The organism is Variovorax sp. NFACC27, from assembly GCF_048301545.1.
In the GTDB taxonomy this organism is placed as follows: domain Bacteria; phylum Pseudomonadota; class Gammaproteobacteria; order Burkholderiales; family Burkholderiaceae_C; genus Variovorax; species Variovorax gossypii.
The window spans coordinates 1,669,885-1,690,456 of sequence record NZ_CP157613.1 but is presented as its reverse complement, the minus strand read 5'-3'; the positions used below and the strand labels follow the sequence as shown (position 1 = coordinate 1,690,456).

Annotated in this window: 18 protein-coding genes and 1 pseudogene; 10 read left to right on the top strand and 9 right to left on the bottom strand. The window is 67.5% G+C overall.

The genetic code is table 11. The annotated features are described in order from the left end of the window. Window positions 1-8 precede the first annotated feature (8 nt). From ABL840_RS07875 to ABL840_RS07860, 4 genes are all read right to left on the bottom strand, one after another. Window positions 9-2,135: a TonB-dependent receptor gene (locus ABL840_RS07875; RefSeq protein WP_093196436.1), complete on the bottom strand. Its 2,127-nt coding sequence runs from the start codon at window positions 2,133-2,135 to the stop codon at window positions 9-11. Window positions 2,136-2,218: 83 nt separating this feature from the next. Then, a complete protein-coding gene (locus ABL840_RS07870; RefSeq protein ID WP_093196438.1) occupies window positions 2,219-2,428 on the bottom strand; it encodes a hypothetical protein in 210 nt (69 codons plus the stop codon). Further along, window positions 2,425-3,627 (bottom strand): PepSY-associated TM helix domain-containing protein, encoded by a 1,203-nt coding sequence (locus tag ABL840_RS07865; protein ID WP_093196440.1) that lies wholly within the window; start codon window positions 3,625-3,627, stop codon window positions 2,425-2,427. Before ABL840_RS07865 ends, ABL840_RS07870 begins: the two co-directional genes overlap by 4 nt. Before the next feature lie 30 nt (window positions 3,628-3,657). Then, the gene (locus ABL840_RS07860; RefSeq protein ID WP_093196441.1) at window positions 3,658-5,757 is read right to left on the bottom strand and encodes a TonB-dependent siderophore receptor; all 2,100 of its coding nucleotides are present in this window, start codon (window positions 5,755-5,757) and stop codon (window positions 3,658-3,660) included. Window positions 5,758-5,933: 176 nt separating this feature from the next. Here ABL840_RS07860 and ABL840_RS07855 point away from each other — a divergent pair, with 176 nt between their 5' ends. Beyond that, complete coding sequence (locus ABL840_RS07855; protein ID WP_093196443.1) at window positions 5,934-7,535, top strand: phospholipase D family protein; 1,602 nt, start codon at window positions 5,934-5,936, stop codon at window positions 7,533-7,535. A gap of 12 nt (window positions 7,536-7,547) precedes the next feature. Here ABL840_RS07855 and ABL840_RS07850 read toward each other — a convergent pair whose 3' ends face one another. Then, window positions 7,548-8,078 carry an RBBP9/YdeN family alpha/beta hydrolase gene (locus ABL840_RS07850; RefSeq protein ID WP_093196444.1) on the bottom strand — a complete coding sequence of 177 codons (531 nt, stop codon included), beginning with the start codon at window positions 8,076-8,078 and terminating at the stop codon, window positions 7,548-7,550. A 139-nt stretch (window positions 8,079-8,217) separates the two neighbouring features. Beyond that, complete coding sequence (locus ABL840_RS07845) at window positions 8,218-9,138, bottom strand: LysR family transcriptional regulator (protein WP_093299800.1); 921 nt, start codon at window positions 9,136-9,138, stop codon at window positions 8,218-8,220. Between the two features lie 131 nt (window positions 9,139-9,269). Here ABL840_RS07845 and ABL840_RS07840 point away from each other — a divergent pair, with 131 nt between their 5' ends. The 4 genes from ABL840_RS07840 to ABL840_RS07825 are packed head-to-tail and all read left to right on the top strand — an operon-like array spanning window position 9,270 to window position 12,594. Beyond that, a complete protein-coding gene (locus ABL840_RS07840) occupies window positions 9,270-10,535 on the top strand; it encodes an aromatic ring-hydroxylating dioxygenase subunit alpha (protein WP_093196448.1) in 1,266 nt (421 codons plus the stop codon). Between the two features lies 1 nt (window position 10,536). After that, window positions 10,537-11,007: an aromatic-ring-hydroxylating dioxygenase subunit beta gene (locus ABL840_RS07835; protein ID WP_093196450.1), complete on the top strand. Its 471-nt coding sequence runs from the start codon at window positions 10,537-10,539 to the stop codon at window positions 11,005-11,007. A 16-nt stretch (window positions 11,008-11,023) separates the two neighbouring features. Further along, a complete protein-coding gene (locus ABL840_RS07830; protein WP_093196452.1) occupies window positions 11,024-11,350 on the top strand; it encodes a non-heme iron oxygenase ferredoxin subunit in 327 nt (108 codons plus the stop codon). 17 nt (window positions 11,351-11,367) lie between these two features. After that, window positions 11,368-12,594, top strand: coding sequence for an NAD(P)/FAD-dependent oxidoreductase (locus ABL840_RS07825; protein ID WP_093196454.1), 1,227 nt, complete (start codon window positions 11,368-11,370; stop codon window positions 12,592-12,594). A 57-nt stretch (window positions 12,595-12,651) separates the two neighbouring features. On the opposite strand, the gene ABL840_RS07820 is transcribed toward ABL840_RS07825, so the two are convergent. Together ABL840_RS07820 and ABL840_RS07815 are read right to left on the bottom strand one after the other, a co-directional pair. Then, window positions 12,652-12,903 carry a DUF2798 domain-containing protein gene (locus tag ABL840_RS07820; RefSeq protein ID WP_093196455.1) on the bottom strand — a complete coding sequence of 84 codons (252 nt, stop codon included), beginning with the start codon at window positions 12,901-12,903 and terminating at the stop codon, window positions 12,652-12,654. After that, window positions 12,900-13,769: an NmrA/HSCARG family protein gene (locus ABL840_RS07815; protein ID WP_093196457.1), complete on the bottom strand. Its 870-nt coding sequence runs from the start codon at window positions 13,767-13,769 to the stop codon at window positions 12,900-12,902. Before ABL840_RS07815 ends, ABL840_RS07820 begins: the two co-directional genes overlap by 4 nt. A 126-nt stretch (window positions 13,770-13,895) precedes the next feature. Here ABL840_RS07815 and ABL840_RS07810 point away from each other — a divergent pair, with 126 nt between their 5' ends. After that, a complete protein-coding gene (locus ABL840_RS07810; protein WP_093196458.1) occupies window positions 13,896-14,795 on the top strand; it encodes a LysR family transcriptional regulator in 900 nt (299 codons plus the stop codon). An 18-nt stretch (window positions 14,796-14,813) separates the two neighbouring features. Here ABL840_RS07810 and ABL840_RS07805 read toward each other — a convergent pair whose 3' ends face one another. Next, window positions 14,814-15,776 (bottom strand): LysR family transcriptional regulator, encoded by a 963-nt coding sequence (locus ABL840_RS07805; RefSeq protein WP_093196460.1) that lies wholly within the window; start codon window positions 15,774-15,776, stop codon window positions 14,814-14,816. Window positions 15,777-15,901: 125 nt separating this feature from the next. Between ABL840_RS07805 and ABL840_RS07800 the strand changes: the two genes are divergently transcribed. The 4 genes and pseudogenes from ABL840_RS07800 (at window position 15,902) to ABL840_RS07785 (ending at window position 20,473) form a co-directional block, all read left to right on the top strand. Then, window positions 15,902-16,753 carry an aldo/keto reductase gene (locus ABL840_RS07800; RefSeq protein WP_093196462.1) on the top strand — a complete coding sequence of 284 codons (852 nt, stop codon included), beginning with the start codon at window positions 15,902-15,904 and terminating at the stop codon, window positions 16,751-16,753. A gap of 9 nt (window positions 16,754-16,762) precedes the next feature. Next, a pseudogene (locus ABL840_RS07795) lies at window positions 16,763-18,201 on the top strand (MFS transporter). Further along, window positions 18,198-19,400, top strand: a complete 1,203-nt coding sequence (locus tag ABL840_RS07790; RefSeq protein WP_218152976.1) for a cupin domain-containing carboxymuconolactone decarboxylase family protein — start codon at window positions 18,198-18,200, stop codon at window positions 19,398-19,400. The pseudogene ABL840_RS07795 and the gene ABL840_RS07790 overlap by 4 nt, the downstream one beginning before the upstream one ends. Beyond that, window positions 19,397-20,473 (top strand): alpha/beta hydrolase, encoded by a 1,077-nt coding sequence (locus ABL840_RS07785; protein WP_176947387.1) that lies wholly within the window; start codon window positions 19,397-19,399, stop codon window positions 20,471-20,473. The genes ABL840_RS07790 and ABL840_RS07785 overlap by 4 nt, the downstream gene beginning before the upstream one ends. Window positions 20,474-20,572: the final 99 nt, after the last annotated feature.

Genomic DNA, 20,572 nt, shown 5'->3' with positions numbered 1-20,572 from the left:
GTGGGGCTTCAGAAGCGGTAAGTGCCGCTCAGCCCCACCGTCCAGTTGCGGCCCGGCGCGGGCTCGTAATAGCGCGCATTGCCTTCGTTGACGATCACCGAGCCCACGTAGCGCCGGTCGAACAGGTTGTCGACACGCGCGAAGGCATTGAACTCCCAGCGCTCCCATTTCTTCAGGTAGCCCGCATACACCGCCGCGACGGCATAGCCCGGCGCGCTCGCGGTGTTGACGTCGTTGGCCTGGATGCGGCCCAGCGCGCGCATCTCGATGCCGGCACGCCAGCCCTCGGGCGGCACCCACCCCAACGACGCGAACAGCGATTGCCGCGCGATGCCCGGAATGCGGTTGCCCGCGGCCACCCTGTTCGCCGCCGCGCACGGGGACGGCGAGCAGAAGGCATCGCGGTAGGTCGCGTCCAGCCAGGTGTAGGCCAGCTGGGTGCGCCAGTGGTTCGCGGTTTCGTGCTGCCAGCCCAGCTCGAAGCCGTTGCGCTTCGTGCGGCCGGCGTTCTGGAACGTGGCGCGGCCGCCCACGTTGGTGTCGGTGACGATCTCGTCGCGCGTGCGGGTCTGGAACAGCGCCGCCGTGAGCAGGCCGCCGGCGAGCCGCGCCTTGGCACCGACCTCGACACTGTCGTTCACCGAAGGCCGCAGCGCGAAGTTGAGTCCGCTCGCGCCATTGGCCCGGTAGGAGAGCTCGTTCAGCGTCGGCGTCTCGAAACCGCGCCCGATGGAGCCGTACAGCGCCAGGTCCGGCGTGGCCTGGTAGCGCAGCGAGGCTACCGGCAGGGTCTTGCTGTAACGCGCGCTGCCGCTGTCGTCGCGGTTGGTCCCGACGATGTAGCGGTCCTGCGAATTGAAGTGCACGCTGCTGCGGCGCACGCCGGCCTCCAGCGTCCAGCGCTCGGCAAGGCGCCAGGTGGCCTGCGCGTAGGGGTCGAGGTTCCAGGCCTCGTTGAGCTCGTTGCGCCGCAGCCGCCCCTGCACGCCGAGCACCGGGGCGGAGACCGGGCCCAGGTAGTTCTCGTAGCCGCGGCGTTTTTCTCGCAGGCTGTCGTAGCCCAGGCCCGCCACCACCTCGAGGGGCCTGCCGGCCAGCGTGAACGCGCCGTTCCAGCGCAGGTCCACGCCGCCGTACTGCCTCGACAGGTCGATCACCCCACCCGCGTGCAGCGGGTTCTGCTGCGCCGAGGGCGGAATCGACTGGAACTGCGTGGTCTTGCGCTGGCCGCCGTAGACCATGAGGCGCAGCCCCTGCGTGGCATCGATGCGGTGTTCATAGAGCAGGCCGACCTGCGTCTGCTCGACCGTCTTGCGGGTGTCGTACTGCGTGGCCAGCGGCGCATTGCGCGGCGCCAGCGCGTACTGGTCGGCGGTGAGGCCCAGCGGGTCCTGCGCGTCGATGCGCACGCTGTTGAAGACCAGCGTGAGCCTGTCGCCGTTGTCCAGCGCGATGCCGAGCTTGCCGTTGGCGATGTCGCGCTTCGCGGCGCTGTGCTCGCGCCAGCCGTCGGTATGGAAACGGCTCGCGTCGAGCAGGTAGTCGACAGCCCCCTGCGATCCGCTGACCTGCAGCGACTGCCGCCAGGTTCCGAAGCTGCCGCCCGCGAGCGAATACGACAGCCGGGGCGGGCCTTCGCCCGAGGCGGTGAAGGCCTGCACCACGCCGCCGGATGAATTGCCGTAGAGCGCGGAGAACGGTCCGCGCAGCACCTCGATGCGGTCGAGCGAGCCGATGTCGATGTTGGAGGTCTGGCCCTGCCCGTCGGGCAATGTCGCGGGAATGCCGTCGACGTAGAGCCGCACGCCGCGCACGCCGAAGGTGGAGCGCGCACCGAAGCCGCGAATGGACAGCTGCAGGTCCTGCGCGTAGTTCAGCCGGTTCTGCACCTGCAGCCCCGGCACCGCGCCGAGGCCTTCCGAGAGATTGACCTGCAGGCGGCTGTCGCGCATTTCGTTGCCGTCCACACGATCCACCGAGCCGGGTACGTTGAAAGGCGTCACCTCTCCTCGCGGCGTGGAAACGGTGATCTCGCGCAGGCTGCCGGCCGGCTCCTGCTGGGCTCGTGCAGCCATCGGAGCGACGAACAGCGACAGGAAGCCGACGGCGGCGGAAGCAGCAGGCGCGAGGTTCATCGCGCAGATTCTGCTTCGGCACTCCGGCCGGGCGTGTCGCGGTGGCGCGACTCTCAGGGAAAACTACGATTCGCCGGAGCTCGCTAGGCCTTGCTGTCGGCCGGCTTCCTCCACCAGCCGTACCAGACGCACACCACGCACGGAATGCCGAGCGCGATCCAGGCCAGGATGTCGCCCAGCCCGCCGTCGCTGAAGAGCGCGGAGATCAGGCCGAAGGTCGTGAGCACGCCCAGCACGATCGGCCAGCCCCACATGCGCCAGAAGCCTTGATGGTGATGCTGGTGCTGCTTCATGCCTGCACCTTCATGGCCGGTGCCGGCTCAGGTTGGGCGGTGCCGCCGACGGGGGCGTGCTTCGGCACCTCATGCTCCTCTGTCTTCTTCGAGGCAGCCGGCACGGTGTTGCCCCGCTTGAGCCAGAGATACAGGCCGCTGCCCAGCACGATGATGGTCGCAATGTCGAGCAGCGCCCAGATGATCTGCATCGGCATGCCGCCGTAGTCGCCGAAGTGCAGCGGCTGCGACACCAGCAGCGCCCAGAGGTACCAGGGCAGCTTGGGCGAAGCGGTCACCTCGGCCGTCTTGGCGTCGACCAGCACCGGCTGCAGGAGCTTCGACGTGAAGGGCTCGTTGCCGCGCAGGAAGAAGGTGGTGTGGTGCGGACTCGAGAACGAGGTGCCCGGGAACGCGATGAAAGACAGCTTCATGCCGGGCGCGGCCTGCAGCGCAACATCCATCGAACGCTGCACGGAGGCGCGCTCGTTCACCGCGACGACGGGCTCGTTCTTGTACGGCGTCAGCAGCGCACTGAGCTGATCGTATTGCCAGTACTTGATGACCAGGTCGGCCCACGTGTTGATCATGCCGGTGGCCCCCACCACGAACACCCACACCAGCGTGACGATGCCCAGCAGGTTGTGCAGGTCGAGCCACTTCAGGCGTGGCCGCTTCTCGCGCCGCACCGTGCCGAAGTCGAGCTTGCGCATGAAGGGCGAATACAGCACCACGCCCGAAACGACGGCCACCAGCAGCAGCAGGCCCATGAAGCCGAGGAAGAGCTTGCCCGGCAGCCCCGCGAAGAGATCGACGTGGAGCTTGAACATCACGTACATGAAGCCCTCGTCGAACTTCGGCTGCGCGAGCACCGCGCCCGTGCGCGCGTCGACCGCGACCGACTTGAAGTCGTCCGTGGGCTCCGGCGTGGGCGTGAGCGTGACGAACCAGAGGCCGTCGTCGTCCTCGGGCTGCGAGGCGAACTGCACAACCCGGTCGGGATGCTTGGCCTTCGCCACTTCCAGCACGCGGTCGAGGCTGACGCGCGGCGTGTCCGCCGGCATCTTCGGCGCCTCGACCTCGGTGCCCAGCAGATGGCCGATCTCGTGATGGAAGATCAGCGGCAGGCCGGTGATGCACAGCAGCAGCATGAACACCGTGCACACTAGGCTGCTCCACTTGTGCACCCAGGCCCAGGTCTTGATCTTTCGGCTGTTCATGTCGTGGCTGCTCTATCGAAGGAAAAGATTCTAGAAACGGTAGGTCGCGCTGGCGACGATGTTGCGGCGCGCGCCGTACCAGCAGTCGCCGCGCGACAGGCAGGTGCTGAAGTAGACCTTGTCCGTCACGTTGTTGATGTTGAGCGCATAGCGCCAGGCGGCGGTCTCGTAGGCGAACACGAGGTCGGCCAGCGCGACGCCCGGAATGCGCGGGCCCACGCCCGACTGCATGTCGCGGAACGAACTCATCATGCGCACGCCGGCCCCGGCCGAGAAGCCGTTCACGCCGCCGATCGAGAACTTGTACTTGGCCCAGACGCTCGCCTGATGCTTGGGCAGCCCCTCGATCAGCGCGTCGGCGTCGGTGTAGTTGTAGTGGGCGACGAGGTCGAGGTTCGGGCCGATCGAGCCCTTGGCCTCCAGCTCGACGCCGCGGGTCTTGGTCTGGCCGAGCTGCGTGAACACCTTGGGCTGCGGTTCGGCGATCTGGTTCTTCTCGCGCAGGTCGTACACGGCGGCGCTGAATGCCACGGCACGGTCCTTGGGCTCGTACTTCACGCCCACTTCCCATTGCTCGCCGCGCAGCGGCTTGAAGATGCGGCCTTCACGCGCGGACTGCGGCGTGAACGACTCGCTGTAGCTCACGTACGGCGACCAGCCCGAAGGCGAGGCGTACATCACGCCGAACCGCTTGGTGGTGGCGCTGCTCGTGTCCGACTCGCTGCCCGCGGCGCTGGAGACGGCCCTGTCGTGCCGCAGGCCCGCCACGAAGATCCAGTTGTAGAGCTTGATCTGGTCCTGCAGATACACGCCCGTCTGGCGTTGGCGAGTGCGCGGCCGCGCGTCGCGCACCGGCTCGTCGAGATGGCCGTAGACCGGCGCGTAGACGTCGATGGTGTCGTAGGTGGTGCCGACCCAGACGTTCTCGCGCTGGCGCGCGAAATCCGCCCCCACGAGCAGCGTGTGCTTGAGGGCTCCGGTCTGGAAGTGACCCTCGACGTGGTTGTCGAGCGTCTGCGTGCGGTTGCGCGTGAGCGAGCTGTCGTAGTAGCGGCCCAGCACGCGCTTGAAGATCGGGTCGGTGGCGTCCCAGCTCTCGGCCCCCGAGAACGCGGCGCCATAGTGATAGCGGTTGTCGTTTTCGTTGCGCGCGTAGCGGAAGTTCTGGCGGAAGGTCCAGCTGTCGTTGAACTTGTGCTCGAACTGCCAGCCGAAGGTCTTGCGCTCGCTGTCGTAGTAGTCACCCGGCTCGCCGATGAAGCGGCTGCTCGGCAGGCGCCCGTTCGGGTTCGGCAGCAGGGTGCCCTGCCACGGCAGGAACTGCGAGCTGCTGCCGCTCTTGTCCTTCTGCCACAGACCCTGAAGCGTCAGCGAGGTCATGGCGTTGGGTCGCCAGGTCAGCGAAGGCGCGATCACGCTGCGGTCGTCGGGGACGTAGTCGACCTGCGTGTCGGACTTGCGCTGCAAGGCGATCAGTCGGTACGACAGGGAACCATCGGCATTGAGCGGGCCGGTGAGGTCGGCCTGGATCTGCTTGCGGCCGAAGCTGCCGAACTGCACGCCCACCTCGCGCTGGGCCTCCTGCAGCGGCCGCTTGCTGACCATGTTGACCACGCCGGCGGCAGTGCCGGCACCGAACAGCATGCCCGAGGGGCCGCGCAGCACCTCGAGGCGCTCGAGCGTGTAGGGCTCGGTGCGGGTGGTGCTGGTGTAGTAGCCATAGGCCTGGCGCAGGCCGTCGAGGTAGACGTCGGGGGTGGCGCCTCGTATCCGCACGGAGTCGGTGCGGGAGTCGAGCCCGTAAGCATCGGAGCGCACGCCGGCCGCGTAGTTGAGCGCGTCCTGCAGATTGGTGGCGCCCTGGTCGACCATCTGGTCGCGCGTGATGACGGTCACGGCCTGGGGCGTCTCGGACAGCGGCGTGTCGGTCTTGGTGGCAGTGACCGCGTTCTTCGCGCGGTAGCCGATCACCGGCGTGGTGGCCGTCTCGGCCTCGGCATTCGCGTCGACCCGCACTTCCGGCAGCGAGACTGCATTCGTCGTCTGGGCCAGCACCTGATGCTGCGTGTAGATCGCCAGGCATCCCGCCAGTACCGATGCAGCCTTGCGCCGCGCCACCAAACTCTTCATCCCGCTCCACTCCATTGAAATTAATAAGAACGATTCGCATTTTAGGCGTGACAAATTTCCGCTTCCGCGAATCACCGCCCTCGCCGAAGGGCGTTGCGTTGCGAAATTGCGTCTTCGCGCCCGAGGTGAACCGGCTACGATGCCGCCCGCACGCTCCCCCTGCGTTGGCAGCCCTCATGCTCAAGCTCATTGCCTTCCTGTTTCCCGCGCTGCGCGGTCCGGCTCTGCGGCTGATGGCCCTCCTGGCTGCCGCTGCGCTCACCGGCTGCGCCGGCCTTCCGCCGCGAACGCCCGAACCGCCCACCCTGGCCATCGCGGGCTCGCCGGCCACCGAGCTCGGCCGTGCGGCCATCAGCCTCAACTCCCCGCCCGATGGCCTGACCAGCATGCGGCCGCTGATCGAGGCCTCCTTCGCGCTCGACGCCCGGCTGGAGCTGATGCGGCGCGCCAGGTCGTCGCTGGACATCCAGACCTACCAGCTGGGCAACGACAAGACCGGCCGCCTGCTACTGCGCGAGATGCGCAACGCCGCCCGCCGCGGCGTGCGCGTGCGGCTGCTGCTCGACGACTTCTACACGGCCGGCATGGACCGCCTGCTGCTCGGCCTGGCCGCAGAGCCCAACGCCGAGGTGCGGCTCTTCAACCCCTTCGTGAATGCGCGCGACCACTCCTCGGGCCGATGGCTGGAGTTCTTCTCCGACTTCCGGCGCCTCAACCACCGCATGCACAACAAGCTGTTCGTGGCCGACGGCGCCATGGCCATTGCGGGCGGCCGCAACCTCGCGGACGAATACTTCCTGCGCAGCGAAAGCGCGAACTTCATCGACTTCGAGCTGCTGCTGGCCGGCCCGGTGGTGCCCGAGTCCGCCGCCATCTTCGACACCTACTGGAACAGCGACGTGGTCTACCCCCTGCAGCGGGTGGCCAGCACCAGCCGCTCGCCGCAGGCGCTGAAGGACGACTTCGAGGAAGCGACCTCCCCCGCCCACGCGCCCGCGCCCGACCCGCTGCCCGTCACCGACCTGCTCGGCGACCCGCCCCTGGCCACCCAGCTCGCCGACATCGACGAAGCCAAGTGGATGCGCGCCGAGGCCCATGCCTCCGCCGACAGCCCCAACAAGGCATTGGGCGTGATGACGCACCCCGTCCCGTCGCTGGCGCAGCGCTTCCACCAGATGCTGGCCACCGCGCAGTCGAACGTGGTGGTGATCTCGCCCTACTTCATTCCCGGCGACGAAGGCATGGAGCGCATCCGGATGGGCCGCGAGCACGGCGTGAACATCACCGTCATCACCAACTCGCTGGCCGACAGCGACGAGCCGCTGGTCAACATCAACTACAACCGCTACCGCGTCGACATGCTCAAGCTGGGCGTGAACCTGTACGAAGTGAGCACGCAGCAGCTCAAGCGCAGCGACCAGTTCCGCACCCTGCTCAAGAAGGCGCGCGGCCGCCTGCACGCCAAGCTGGCGCTGGTCGACCGGCAATGGGTGCTGCTCGGCTCGATGAACCTCGACCCGCGCTCCGCGCGGCTGAACACCGAGTTCGGCGTGCAGGTGCGCAGCTTCGACCTGACGCAGGCGCTGCTCTTCGCCTACCAGCTCGACGACATCGAAGGCGTCTACCGCGTCACGCTCAAGCCCGACGGCCAGAACGTGCAATGGGTGGGCACCGGTGACGTCAACAACGAAGTGCTAGACAGCGAACCCGATTCGAGCATGCTGACGCGGCTGCAGTTGCTGCTGTTCTCGTGGTTCGTGCCGACGGACCAGCTCTAGCCGGCCGGCGGCTCAGAGCAACCGCAGCAAGAGCCTGTAGCCCTCCGGCCAGTCGCCAAGTCCGCTCGCGCCGTTGATGTGCCCGCGCGCACCCACCTCGACGAATTCGCTGCCCCAAGCGTTTGCGCGCTCCCTGGCGTAGGCCGCGCTGCCGTACGGGTCGTCGCTGCTGGCGACCACGATGCTCGGAAACGGCAGCCGTGCGGACGGCAGCGGCTCGAACCCCAGCGAAGTCTCCGCGGGATAGGCAGCGGCCCGAGGGTCGGGAACGGCGACGAGCAAGGCGCCGCGGATCCGCGGCGAACACCGCACGGCCCAGTGCGCGACGGCCAGGCAGCCCAGGCTGTGCGCAACGACCACCAGGTCGCTGCCCATCGCGCCTGCCTGCCGGTCCAGCGCCGAGACCCATTCGTCGCAGACCGCAAGCTCCCAGTCGTCGACCTGCAGCCGGCGCCATTCAGGACGGGTCGACTGCCAGATGCTCTGCCAGTGCGCAGCGCCCGAGTTGCCGTGCCCCGGCACGATGAAGACTGGATTTCCCATTCGCTGGACTTTCTCTCTGAACGATGCGAGCCAGTCTATGAAGCAGGGCTGCCTGGGCGGAATGGCAAGGCATTCGAAGACGCCTGTGAAAACCTTCAACTCATCGGCCGGGCGAACGCCCCCGAGCTGGCGGCCCTGCCTAGCCCGAGGCGCCTTCGCCGTGCAGCCCCACGATCAGCGAGCGCAGCCAGCTGATCGCCGGATCCTTGTGGAAGCGCCCGTGCCAGAACAGGTTGATCGCGATCTCGGGCAGCTTCGCGGGATGGCGGACGTAGGAAAGATCGAAGGGCCCGGCCAATGCCTGCGCGAGCTTCTCGGGTACGGTCGCGACGAGGTCCGAGTCGTGCAGGATGTGACCGACCGCCACGTAATGCGGCACCGTCAGCACCACCTTGCGCACGATCTTCTTGCGGTCGAGGAACTCGTCCGCGTTGCCGTGGCCGGTGCCCGCCGAGATCACCACCACATGCTCGGCGGCCGAGAACTCCTCGAGCGAGACCCGCCCCCTCTTCCTGTCGAGCGGATGGCCTCGTCTGAACACGCACACATAGTCCTGATTGAACAGCCTGCGCTGGAAGTACCCCGCCTTCAGCTGCGGCAGCAGCCCGATCGCCAGGTTGACGTGGCCCGCCTCCATCTCGTCCTGCAGGTTGACCGCGGTGTTGCGCACGGTGCTCAGCGAGACGTTGGGCGCGACCCTCGCGATCTCCTTCATCAGCCTGGGCAGGAAGTAGATCTCGCCGATGTCCGTCATGCCGACGGTGAATGCGCGCTTCGATGTGGCCGGGTCGAACGAGGCCTTGCTGTTGATCGCCGCGTGGATCACCTGCAGCGCGCGCGCCGTGGGCTCGGCGAGCTGCTGCGCGTAGGGCGTGGGCTCCATGCCGTTGGGCGTGCGCAGGAAGAGCGGATCGTCGGTGAGCTTGCGCAGGCGCGCCAGCGCGTTGCTCACGCCCGGCTGCGAAAGGCCGAGGCTGCTCGCCACCTTGGACACCCTGCGGTCGACGAGCAGCTGCTGGAAGACGACCAGCAGGTTGAGATCGATGTCCTTGAGCTCCATGCGCGTCGTCTCACATTCTTGAAATCAATATGAACTATTGATCACATTCTATTGAGCGATGGCGTTCGAATGGGGATCATCGATGCACCCACGAGACGCAGCCCTCCACGGGCGGCACAGGAGACAAGAACATGGACGACACATCGGCGGTCTTCCCCCGGAAGATCCATTGGGAAAGCCAGGGCACCAGCCGCATTCCCTTCATGGCCTACACCGAGGCCGACCAGCACCGCCAGGAGCTGGAGCGCTTCTTCTATCGCGGCCACTGGAGCTACGTCGGTCTCGAGGCCGAGATCCCGCAGGTCGGCGACTTCAAGCGGACCGCGGTCGGCGAGCGCTCGGTGATCATGGTGCGCGACGCGGAAGACTCCATCAGCGTCGTCGAGAACGTGTGCGCCCATCGCGGCATGCAGTTCTGCCGAGAGCGGCACGGCAACCGCAAGGAAGGCGGCTTCACCTGCCCCTATCACCAGTGGAACTACACGCTCACGGGCGACCTGCAGGGCGTGCCCTTCCGCCGCGGCGTGAAGCAGGACGGCAAGGTCAATGGCGGCATGCCCGCCGACTTCAAGACCGCCGACCATGGCCTCAACAAGCTCAAGGTGGCCAGGCGCGGCGGCGTGGTCTTCGCTTCTTTCGACCCCGAGGTCGAATCGCTCGAGGACTTCATGGGGCCGGAAATCCTCGGTTACTTCGACCGGCTCTTCAACGGTCGCAAGCTCACCATCCTCGGCTACAACCGCCAGCGCATTCCGGGCAACTGGAAGCTCATGCAGGAGAACATCAAGGACCCGTACCACCCGGGCCTGCTGCACACCTGGTTCGTGACCTTCGGGCTCTGGCGCGCGGACAACAAGTCGGAGCTGAAGATGGACCGACACCACCGGCACGCCGCCATGATCTCCACGCGCGGCGCGAGCGGCAAGGCCGACCAGGTGACCCAGGTGTCGAGCTTCAAGGAGAGCATGAAGCTCAACGACGACCGCTTCCTCGACATCGTGCCCGAGCCCTGGTGGGGCGGCCCGACGGCGGTGATGATGACGCTCTTTCCCAGCGTGATCCTGCAGCAGCAGGTCAACAGCGTCTCGACGCGCCACATCCAGCCCAGCGGCCCCGGCGCCTTCGATTTCGTGTGGACGCACTTCGGCTTCGAGGACGACACCGAGGCCATGACGCAGCGCCGCCTGCGGCAGGCCAATCTCTTCGGCCCCGCGGGCTTCGTCTCGGCCGACGACGGCGAGGTGATCGAGCTCTCGCAGAAGGGCTTCGAGCAGAAGCCCTTCCACCGCACGCTGGCCGAGCTCGGCGGCCGCGAGGTCGGCGACACGGACCACATGGTCACCGAGACGCTGATCCGCGGCATGTACGAGTACTGGCGCAAGGTGATGGAGGCTTGAGATGGACTTCCAGGACTACTTCGAGCTCTCGCAGCTCTACGCCAGCTACGCCCATGCGGTGAGCTCCAGCCAGTGGGAGCTCTGGCCCGAGTTCTTCACCGAGGATTGCAGCTACCGCCTGCAGCCGCGCGAGAACCACGAGCGAGGCTTTCCGCTCGCCACGCTTTCGTTCGAGAGCAAGGGCATGCTGAAGGACCGCGTCTACGGCATCCGCGAGACCCTGTTCCACGACCCCTACTACCAGCGCCACGTTGTGGGCTCGCCGGTGGTGCGGAAGGTCGAGGCGGGCCGCATCGAGTCGGAGGCCAACTACGCCGTCTTCCGCACCAAGCTCTCTGAACTCTCGACGGTGTTCAGCGTGGGCCGCTACATCGACGTCGTCGTGCGCACCGAACAGGGCCTGAAGTTCGCCTCGCGCCAGGTCATCTACGACAGCGAGATGATCCCCAACTCCGTCATCTACCCCTTGTGAAGCGAAGAGAAAAACCATGAGCGATGGATCCAACACCGGCTGGACGAATGCCGCGAATTTCGACGACGTGCCCGCCGACGACGTCATCGGCCTGGTCGTCGAAGGCCGCGACCTGGCCCTCTACAACGTGGACGGCAGCATCTACGCGACCGACAACATCTGCACGCACGGCCACGCCCGCCTGTGCGAAGGCTTTCTCGAAGGCCACGAGATCGAGTGCCCGCTGCACCAGGGCAGGTTCGACGTGCGCAACGGCGCGTCCACCTGCGCGCCGGTGACCGAGGCGATCCGCTCCTACCCCGTGAAGATCGAGGGCGGGCGGGTGTTTCTCTCGCTGGGCTGAGCTGCCGCGGAGAAGCCATGAGCAAGCAAGACGGCACGATCGCGATCGTCGGCGCCGGCCAGGCCGGCGGATGGGCGGCGCAGACGCTGCGCGCCGAGGGCTTCGGCGGCAGGATCGTGCTGATCGGCGACGAAAGCCATCGCCCGTACGAACGCCCTCCTCTGTCGAAGTCGGTGCTCGCCGGAGAGGCCCCTGCCGAGACCACGCGCCTGCAGAAGCCCGAAGCCTTCGATGCGCTGAACGTCGACTGGCGCCCCGACGTGAGCGCGACGCGCATCGACCGGACAACGAAGCAGCTGCACCTGAGCCACGGCGAGCCCGTCCGCTACGACAAGCTGATCCTGTGCACCGGTGGCCGGGCACGGCGGCTGGCCATTCCGGGCGCGGACCTGCCCGGCGTGTTCACGCTGCGAAGCATCGACGATGCCGCCGCGCTGGGTGCGGCGCTCGTCGCCGGCAAGCGGCTGCTGGTCATCGGCGGAGGGTGGATCGGCCTGGAAGTCGCGGCGACCGCCCGCGGGAAAGGACTCGACGTCACGGTTGCGGAGGCCATGGACCGGCTGTGCGAGCGCACCGTGCCGCCGGAAATCTCCGGCTACCTGCTGCGGCTCCATGCCTCGCACGGCGTTCGCCTCGAGCTGGGCACGGGCATCGAGCGGCTGGAGCAAGGAGCGGATGGCGAGAGCCTGAAGGCGACGCTGAACGATGGGCGGACGCTTGCCTGCGACGTGGTTCTCGCCGGCATCGGCCTGGTCGCCAACGACGAGCTGGCACGAGAAGCGGGCCTCGCGTGCGAGAGCGGCATCGTGGTCGATTCGCGATGCCGGTCTTCCGACCCCGACATCCTTGCAGCAGGCGACGTGGCTGTCTGGCATTGCGAGCGCGCCGGGCGCCGGATGCGGCTGGAATCGTGGCAGAACGCCCAGGAGCAAGGCATCGCGGCCGCGCGCTCCGCCCTCGGCATCGAGGTGAACCACCAGCCGCTTCCGTGGTTCTGGTCCGACCAGTACGGCATCAACCTCCAGATATTCGGCATGCCGGCGCCGCGGCACCAGACAGTGGTGCGCGGCAACCCGGAGAGCGACAGCTTCGTCATGTTCTTCCTCGACGGCGACAAGGTGGCCGCCGCGCTCGGGCCGAACTCGGCGCGCGACCTGCGCTTCGCGCGGCGGCTGATCGAGCGCGGCACCGGCGTCGATCCGCTGCAGCTCGCCGACGTCGAGCTTCCGCTTTCCAGACTTTGAACGGTCGAAGGACCGGGCCGATCGCACGAAAGACGCGCCACGGCTCGCGGCGTCTCCTCAACGCGGCGGGCTCTGCACCGTCGCCGCGACGATGCGGCGCACGACCGGCAGCACCACCAGCAGCGACGGAAACGCGACCAGCCACGAAACGCCCCAGGCCGACATCCACATCCGCAGCAGCCCCTCGGCGAAGCCCATGCTCCTGAGCGTGGCGATGCCGGCCACGATGCACGACATGAAGATCGACAGCAGCAGCGGCATGACGATGGCCGCGTAGCGCGCGGGCAGCTTTCCGATGTTGCGGCTCATGATGCGGCCAGCTCGCCGATGTATTGCGCCAGCGTGCGCGGCGTCCGGCCGAGGATGGCCTCCAGCACGAGGGCGTTGCCGCCCAGCCCGTGCGTCGCATAGTGCGCGTGCACCTTGGACAGCAGCTGCAGCTGGCGCGCGTCGTAGGGCGGGCGCGTCAGCTCGACCCAGTCGTCGAAATCGATCTCCCGCGCCGCCACTGGCCGGCCGAGCACCTCGCCCGCCATCGCGACGATCTCCCGGCGGTTGAAACGCCCGGGCGCGCACAGCTCGAACGAGCCGTAGGCGAGCCGGTCTTCGGTCAGCGCAATGGCCGCGACCTCGGCGACGTCGCGGTAGTCCACGCGCGCGATCCGCGTGTCGACCGGATAGGGCTCGGCGAAGACGCCGTCACGCACGATGCCAGGCCACGCTCCGCGCAGGTTCTGGAAGAAGTTGGCCGGATGCAGCAGCGTGTATTCGAGCTCGGACTCGAACAGCGCGGTCTCCACCGGCACCTTGCTCGCATGGTTCGCGAGCGTGCCGTGCGTCGGCTGGATCACCGACGAGAACACGAACTTGCGCACGCCCGCCTCCTGCGCTGCGGCGACGAGGTTGCAGCCCATCCGTGCCTCGTCCGGCTGGAAGGCGGGGCCGATGTGGAATACGCCGTCCGCGCCTTCAGCCGCGCGACGCAGGCTCGCCGGATCGCGCAGGTCCGCGACGACGGCCTCGGCCGCGCCGTTGTCGATCGCCTTTTGCCGGCCTCGCTCGTCGCGCACCAGTGCGCGCACCGTGGCGCCGCGCCTGGCCAGCTCGGGCACCACGAGCCCGGCAACGCGGCCGGTGGCGCCGACCACCAGCACCGTGGGTCTATGTTCTTCCATGGATGATTCCTCGATCAATCAGTGAGTGAGCGGCACCGGGCCGCGGTGTCCCAAAGATACGAACGGACCCGGCGCGCGTGAATGCGCGGCCGCCGCCAAAGACCTTCATCCAGATCGGAAGAATCCATGGACCAGATTCAGGACATCCGCGCCTTCGTCGCCATCGTCGAGCTCGGCAGCCAGAGCGCGGCGGCGCGCCAGCTGGGGCGCTCGGTGCAGTCCATCAACCGCTCGCTGAACGAGCTCGAGCGAAGCCTCGGCGTGCAGCTGATCCGGCGGACCACGCGGCAGTCGTCCACCACCGAGGTAGGCCTGGCCTACCACCGGCGCGTACAGGCCGCGCTGGCGGAATTCGACGCGGCCGCGGAGGACGCGAGCAGCCAGTCGAGCGCGCCCCGCGGCCTGCTGCGCGTGGCCGCGCCCGTGCAGTTCGCGCCGGCCTTCGTGGTGCCGCTGATCGGCGCGTTCATGCAGCGCTATCCGGGCATGGAGGTGGAGCTCACCGCCTCCGACCGCTTCGTCGACCTGATCGAGGGCGACATCGATCTCGCGATCCGCATCGGCGAACTGCCCGACTCCGAACTGGCGGCTCGGCGGCTCGGCGAACTGCGGCTCGTGGTGTTCGGTGCGACCGGCTACTTCGAGCGACACGGCCGCCCGCAACGACCCGAGGACCTGGCCGAACACCAGTGCCTGGTGCGCACGACGCACGGCAACGATGCCAACTGGCCGTTCACCATCGAAGGCCGGCTGCGGCGTGTGAAGGTGTCTGGGCGCTTCAGGTCCGACAACACGGCCGCGCTCTATGCGGCGGCCACCGGCGGCCTGGGACTCTGCTTCACGCCGCTGTGGCAGATCCGCCATCTGCTCGACGGCGGCGGTGTCGAGCTGGTGCTGACGGAGTTCGAGTCACCGAAGACTCCGGTTCACGCGGTGTGGCCCTCGGCCCGGGGCAGCTTCGCCCGCGCGAAACTGTTCGCGGATTTCGCGGCCGAGAACCTGCCGTCGCTGGGACTCGCGGCCTAGGGCAATGCGACTCGCGCATCACCTGCCGGTGCGCGCTCGCCGCCGGCCGGCCTGCAGCTCCCTCTCGGTGAGCACGTACTCCGAGCGATCGCCGAGTCGCTGGACCGCAAGGTCGATGAACGCGCGTGCGCGCATCGGCTGCGAAGACCTGCTGCCGAAGTACACGAAGTAGTTGGCGTAGTTGGGCATGTGGTCGACGAGTACAGGAACCAGCTGGCCCGAGCGGATATAGGGCGCGGCCGTAACGCCTGCGAGCTGGCCGAGCACCTTGCCCGCCAGGACGGCCTGCAGTTCGAACAACTCGTCGTTGCTGCAGATCGCCGGCACGACGGGCTGGTCGGCAGCCTGGTCGCCGATCCTCACGCGCCATGGAAGAACCTTCCCCGTGCTCGGATGCCGATAGGCGCTGCAGCGGTGCGAGGCGAGGTCAGCCAGGGAGTCCGGCACGCCGTGCCGCTGGAAGTACGACGGTGCCCCGCAGATCGGCAACTGCACGGGAAACAGCCGCCGCGCGATGACCCCTTCATGGGGTGACGGCCCGAGCCGGAAACCCACGTCGACACGGTCCTCCACCCAGTTGCCGATCCGGTCCTCCAGCAGCACGTCGGGCTGTATGCCCGGATGCAGGTCGCAGAACTCCTCCACCAGACGCCAGAGAATCGGCTGGAACGTCGTGCGCGGCCCCGTGATCCGGAGGGGGCCGGCGAACTCGTCCTTCGCGGTCCTGGCCGTCTGCAGCGCCCGCTGCATCCCCAGCACCGAAGGCTGCACGTCTTCGAACAGACGTTGCCCCGCATCGGTCAGCGACATCACGCGCGTCGTGCGATGGAACAGGCGCGCATCCAGATGCGCCTCCAGCTGGGCCAGCGCCTTGCTCGCCGCCTGGGGGCTGATGCCCAGCGCGAGCGCCGCCTTGCGCAGGCTGCCCAGCTCCGCCGCCTTGATGAAGGTCGTGATGGACCGAAGTTCGTTGATTGCCATGAAGGGGTTCCTCTTCCGCGGCATTGTCATCATTCGGATGCCAATCAATCAACCTGGATGTCACTATTCAGATGCCAGTGGCCTACCTAAAGTTCGACCCAGCGAACTATCGAAGGCAGCCACTCATGCAACACGTCACCCTGAACAACGGACTCCGGATGCCCATCGTCGGCTACGGCGTCTTCCAGATTGCGGACGCCGACGAGTGCCAGCGCAGCGTCGTCGACGCCATCGAAGCAGGCTACCGGCTGATCGACACCGCCGCCTCCTACATGAACGAAGAGGCGGTAGGCAAAGGGTTGCGCTCCAGCGGCATCGCGCGCGAACAGCTCTTCGTCACCAGCAAGCTCTGGGTCCAGGAGACCGGCTACGAACGCACCCGGCAGGCCATCGAGAAGTCCCTGCGCCGGTTGCAACTCGACTACCTGGACCTCTACCTGATCCACCAGCCCTTCGGTGACGTCCACGGTTCATGGCGCGCCATGGAAGAGGCCTGCCGTGCCGGCAAGCTGCGCGCCATCGGCGTCAGCAACTTCCACCCGGACCGCCTGATGGACATCAAGGCGTTCAACGAGATCGCGCCGGCAGTCAACCAGATCGAAGTGAACCCTTTCCAGCAGCAGCTGGAAAGCATCCCCTTCATGAACGACATCGGCGTTCAGGCCGAAGCCTGGGCTCCGTTCGCCGAAGGGCGCAACGGCCTCTTCCAGAACGAGGCGCTGCTGGCCATTGCCGAGCGGTACGGCAAGTCGGTCGGGCAGGTCGTGCTGCGGTGGCTGGTGCAAAGAGGTGTCGTCGCCCTGGCGAAGTCGGTGCGCAAGGAACGCATGGCCGAGAACATCGCCATCTTCGACTTCGCGCTCGACGACACGGACATGGCTCGCATCGAGGCGCTCGACACCGACACGAGCAGCTTCTTCTCGCACCGCGATCCGGCCATCGTCAAGTGGATGTCCGAACGCAAGCTGGACATCTGAGCAAGGGCCATGAACGTCGTCGACACCCCCACCCCTCTGCCGGGCCGGAAGGCCGGCACCGTGCTGGCGATCATCGTGGCCAGCTACCTGATGATCGTGGTGGACATCTCCATCGTCATCACGGGCCTGCCTCGCATCCAGGCAAGCCTCGGCTTCAGTGCCGCACAGCTTTCGTGGGTGACCAATGCCTACACCCTGGCCTTCGGCGGCCTGCTGTTGCTGGGCGCGCGCGCGGGCGACATCATGGGCCGACGGCGCATGTTCGTCGTCGGGCTCTCGTTGTTCACGCTGGCATCGCTGGCGATCGGCGTGGCCCCGTCGGCAGCCTGGCTGCTCACGGCCCGCGCCATCCAGGGCGCCGGTGCCGCCGTCCTGGCCCCTTCGACCCTGGCGCTGCTGTCGACGCATTTCGCCGAAGGCCCCGCGCGCAACCGCGCCCTGTCCATGTACGCCGCGGCGGCCGGCGTGGGGGCCACGCTGGGACTGGTGCTGGGAGGCCTGTTCGCAGACCTGGTTTCGTGGCGCGCCGGCTTCTTCATCAACCTGCCCATCGGCCTGCTGCTGATCGTCGCGGCCTGCCGGCACATCTCGGAGACGCCAAGGCAGGCAGGCCGTTTCGACCTGGGCGGAGCGGTCAGCTCCACCCTGGGAATGACGGCGCTGGTCTACGGGCTGGTGCGCGCGGCCGACGCTGGATGGGCCGACGCCGGGCACAGGCAGCACTGGTCGGCGGGGTCCTGATGATTGCCACATTCGTGTGGATCGAGCGCCGCGTCCGCCAGCCGATCCTGCCCCTGCGCCTGCTGGCGAGCCGCGCACGCGCGGGTGCCTATCTCGCCCGCATGCTCTTCCTTGGCGGTGCCGTCGGCTTCTGGTTCTTCTCCACGCAGTTCCTGCAGGGCGTGCTGCACCTGCGGCCCCTGCAGGCAGGCCTCGCTTTCCTGCCCGTCACGCTGCCCAACTTCGCTTCGGCCATGGCCGTTCCCAGGCTGGCCCGGCGCTTCGGCAACGAGAAGCTGCTTCTCGTGGGCTTGCTGCTGGGTGTCCTTGGCCTGCTGTGGCTGGGGCTGGCCGATGCCCACTCGAGCTACTGGATGCACGTTGCGCCACCTATGCTCCTCATCGGCCTGGGCCAGGGCCTGCTGCTGGCACCGCTGACCGCTGCAGGCGTGGCGGGGGTCGCTCCAGAAGACGCCGGTGCGGCATCGGGAATGGTCAACGTCGCACATCAGCTGGGCGGGGCCCTGGGGCTGGGCTTGCTGGTGCTCGTCTTCGCGAGCGCGGCGCCCCCCGCCGCACACGACAGTGCCGCGGCTCTTGCCCACCGGATTTCAGCGGTCATGAACACAGGCGCCTTGCTGCTCGGGCTGGCGCTGCTCGTGTCCTGGGCCTTCATCGTCTTGCCGCGCCGCGGCGCTCAACCAAAGCCACAGGAGGCGCTCTCGTGAAATCACTGCTTTGCATGGCCATCAGCGGCGCGGCAGCTGCCGCCGGAGCGCAGGCTCCCGCCGATGCCGTCGCGCCGCCGGTCGTGGAGGTGCGCAGGGCGTCGTCCTCGCCGGTCGCCACAGGCGCAACGGAGAACTTCACCGGCATCGCGCGCATCAGCTCGCCGTTCCAGGCGCTGCCGCCCGGAAGAGCCAGCGGCGCAACGGTGAGCTTCGAGGCGGGGTCTCGCACGGCATGGCACACCCACCCGCTGGGACAGACGCTGATCGTCACGGCCGGGCTGGGCATGGTGCAGCAGCAGGGGCAAGCCGCCCAGGCCATCCGTCCCGGCGACGTCGTCACCATTCCCGCCAATGTGCGCCACTGGCATGGTGCCGGCCCCGACGGCGCGATGACCCATGTCGCCATCGCGGAGAAGGAAGATGGCATCTCGGTGACCTGGCAGGACAAGGTCTCCGATCAGGACTACCGGGCCGCCCTGGCCAGCGCCGGTATTGGTGCTGCCGCCGGCGACACGCCACGGGCGGCGGCACGTGCATATCCCCGGTCCGAAACGCTGTCCGCCAGGCAACAAGCCCTTCCGCTGATTGCCGCGTTCACTGCAACCAGCGACATGCCCAGGCTCAACGCCGCGTTGAATCGCGGCCTGGATGCGGGGTTGACCATCAGCGAGGCCAAGGAAGTCCTGGTGCAGCTGTATGCCTACGCGGGTTTCCCCAGAAGCCTCAACGCGCTTGGCGAACTGCTGAAGGTCGTGGAGGCGCGCAAGCAGCGAGGCATTCACGACGCGTGGGGCCGGGAAGCCGCTCGGGTGGTTGCCGCGGGCAATGAACTGGTCTCGGTGGGACGGGCGAACCAGACCGAGATTTCCGGCGGGCCGGTTCAGGGCGCCGTGTTCGAGTTCGCGCCCGTCATCAACCAGTTCCTGCAAGCTCACTTGTTCGGCGACATCTTCGAGCGCGACAACCTCGACTGGCAAAGCCGCGAGCTGGCCACTGTCGGCGCGCTCGCTGCAACTCCGGGCGCGCAGGCGCAGTTGCGCTCGCATATGCGGGCGAGTCTGCGCGTGGGCTTGAGCGCCGCGCAGTTGCGGCAACTGACACAAGCGCTGGCCGACGGGGTCGGTCCCGAAGTCGCCGGTCGCGCGAACGAAGCGCTCGTGCAGGCACTTGCTGCCGCATCGAAGGATGGAACATGAGCGCCATCCGCACCCTGTTGAGCGCAAGCATCGCCACGACGTGCCTGCTGACCGGTTGTGCCATGCATCGCGGCAACGTCTCGGGCCCGCTGACGATCCAGGCCCAGGGGAGCTTCGCCGTCGGCGGCACGGTCCTGAAGACTCCCGGCAGCTACGACAACAACAAGCCGGCTGCCGCGGGCCAGAGCTTCCACGGCGATCATCTCTACGCCTTCTATCAAGTCCCGCAGAACCCGAAGGCGTTGCCCATCGTGATGCTGCACGGCGCCTTCCAGTCGGCACGCAGCTGGGAGAGCACCTCGGACGGCCGCGAGGGATTCCAGACCTTGTTCCTGCGCCGCGGCTTCCCGGTGTATCTGGTCGATCAGCCGCGCCGCGGGCGCGCCGGCAACAGCACCATCCCGACAACGATCGAGCCGACGCCCAACGATCAGCTGTTCTTCGACCAGTTCCGTATCGGCAAATGGCCGAGCTACTTCGACAACGCGCAGTTCGACCGCAAGCCGGAGACCCTGGAGCAGTTCTTCCGCTCGGTCACGCCCAACACCGGCCCCTACGACGCCGCCGTGATTTCCGACGCCATGTCGGCACTGTTCGCGAAGACCGGCCCGGCGATCCTGTTCACGCACTCCCAGGGCGGTGGGCCAGGCTGGCTGACGGCGATCAGGAGCCCCAACGTCAAGGCCATCGTCGCGTTCGAACCTGGCAGCGGCTTCATCTTTCCGCAGGGCGAATTGCCGCCGGCAATGCCCAGCGCTGCCGGCACGCTGACGCCCGAGGCGGTGTCGCAGGCGGAGTTCGAGAAGCTCACCCGCATTCCCATCGTCATCTACTACGGCGACAACTTCCCCGTGGAGCCGACCCCGGAGCGCGGCCAAGACAACTGGCGCGTGCGGCTGGCCATGGCACGGCTCTGGGTGGACGCCATCAACAGGCACGGCGGCGATGCACGCCTGGTGCATCTCCCGGAGATCGGGGTTCGCGGCAACACCCACTTCCTGATGTCCGATCTGAACAACGTCGAGATTGCCGACCTGGTGTCGAAGTTTCTGGCCGAGAAGAAGCTGGATTGATTGCTCTTGCCCAGCCGCACGGTGCGGCGAGGCTGCATGAAGAACTGGAGTTTGAATGAATCACGAAACCGTCGACGAAAAGAGGCGCGAGTTCCTCGG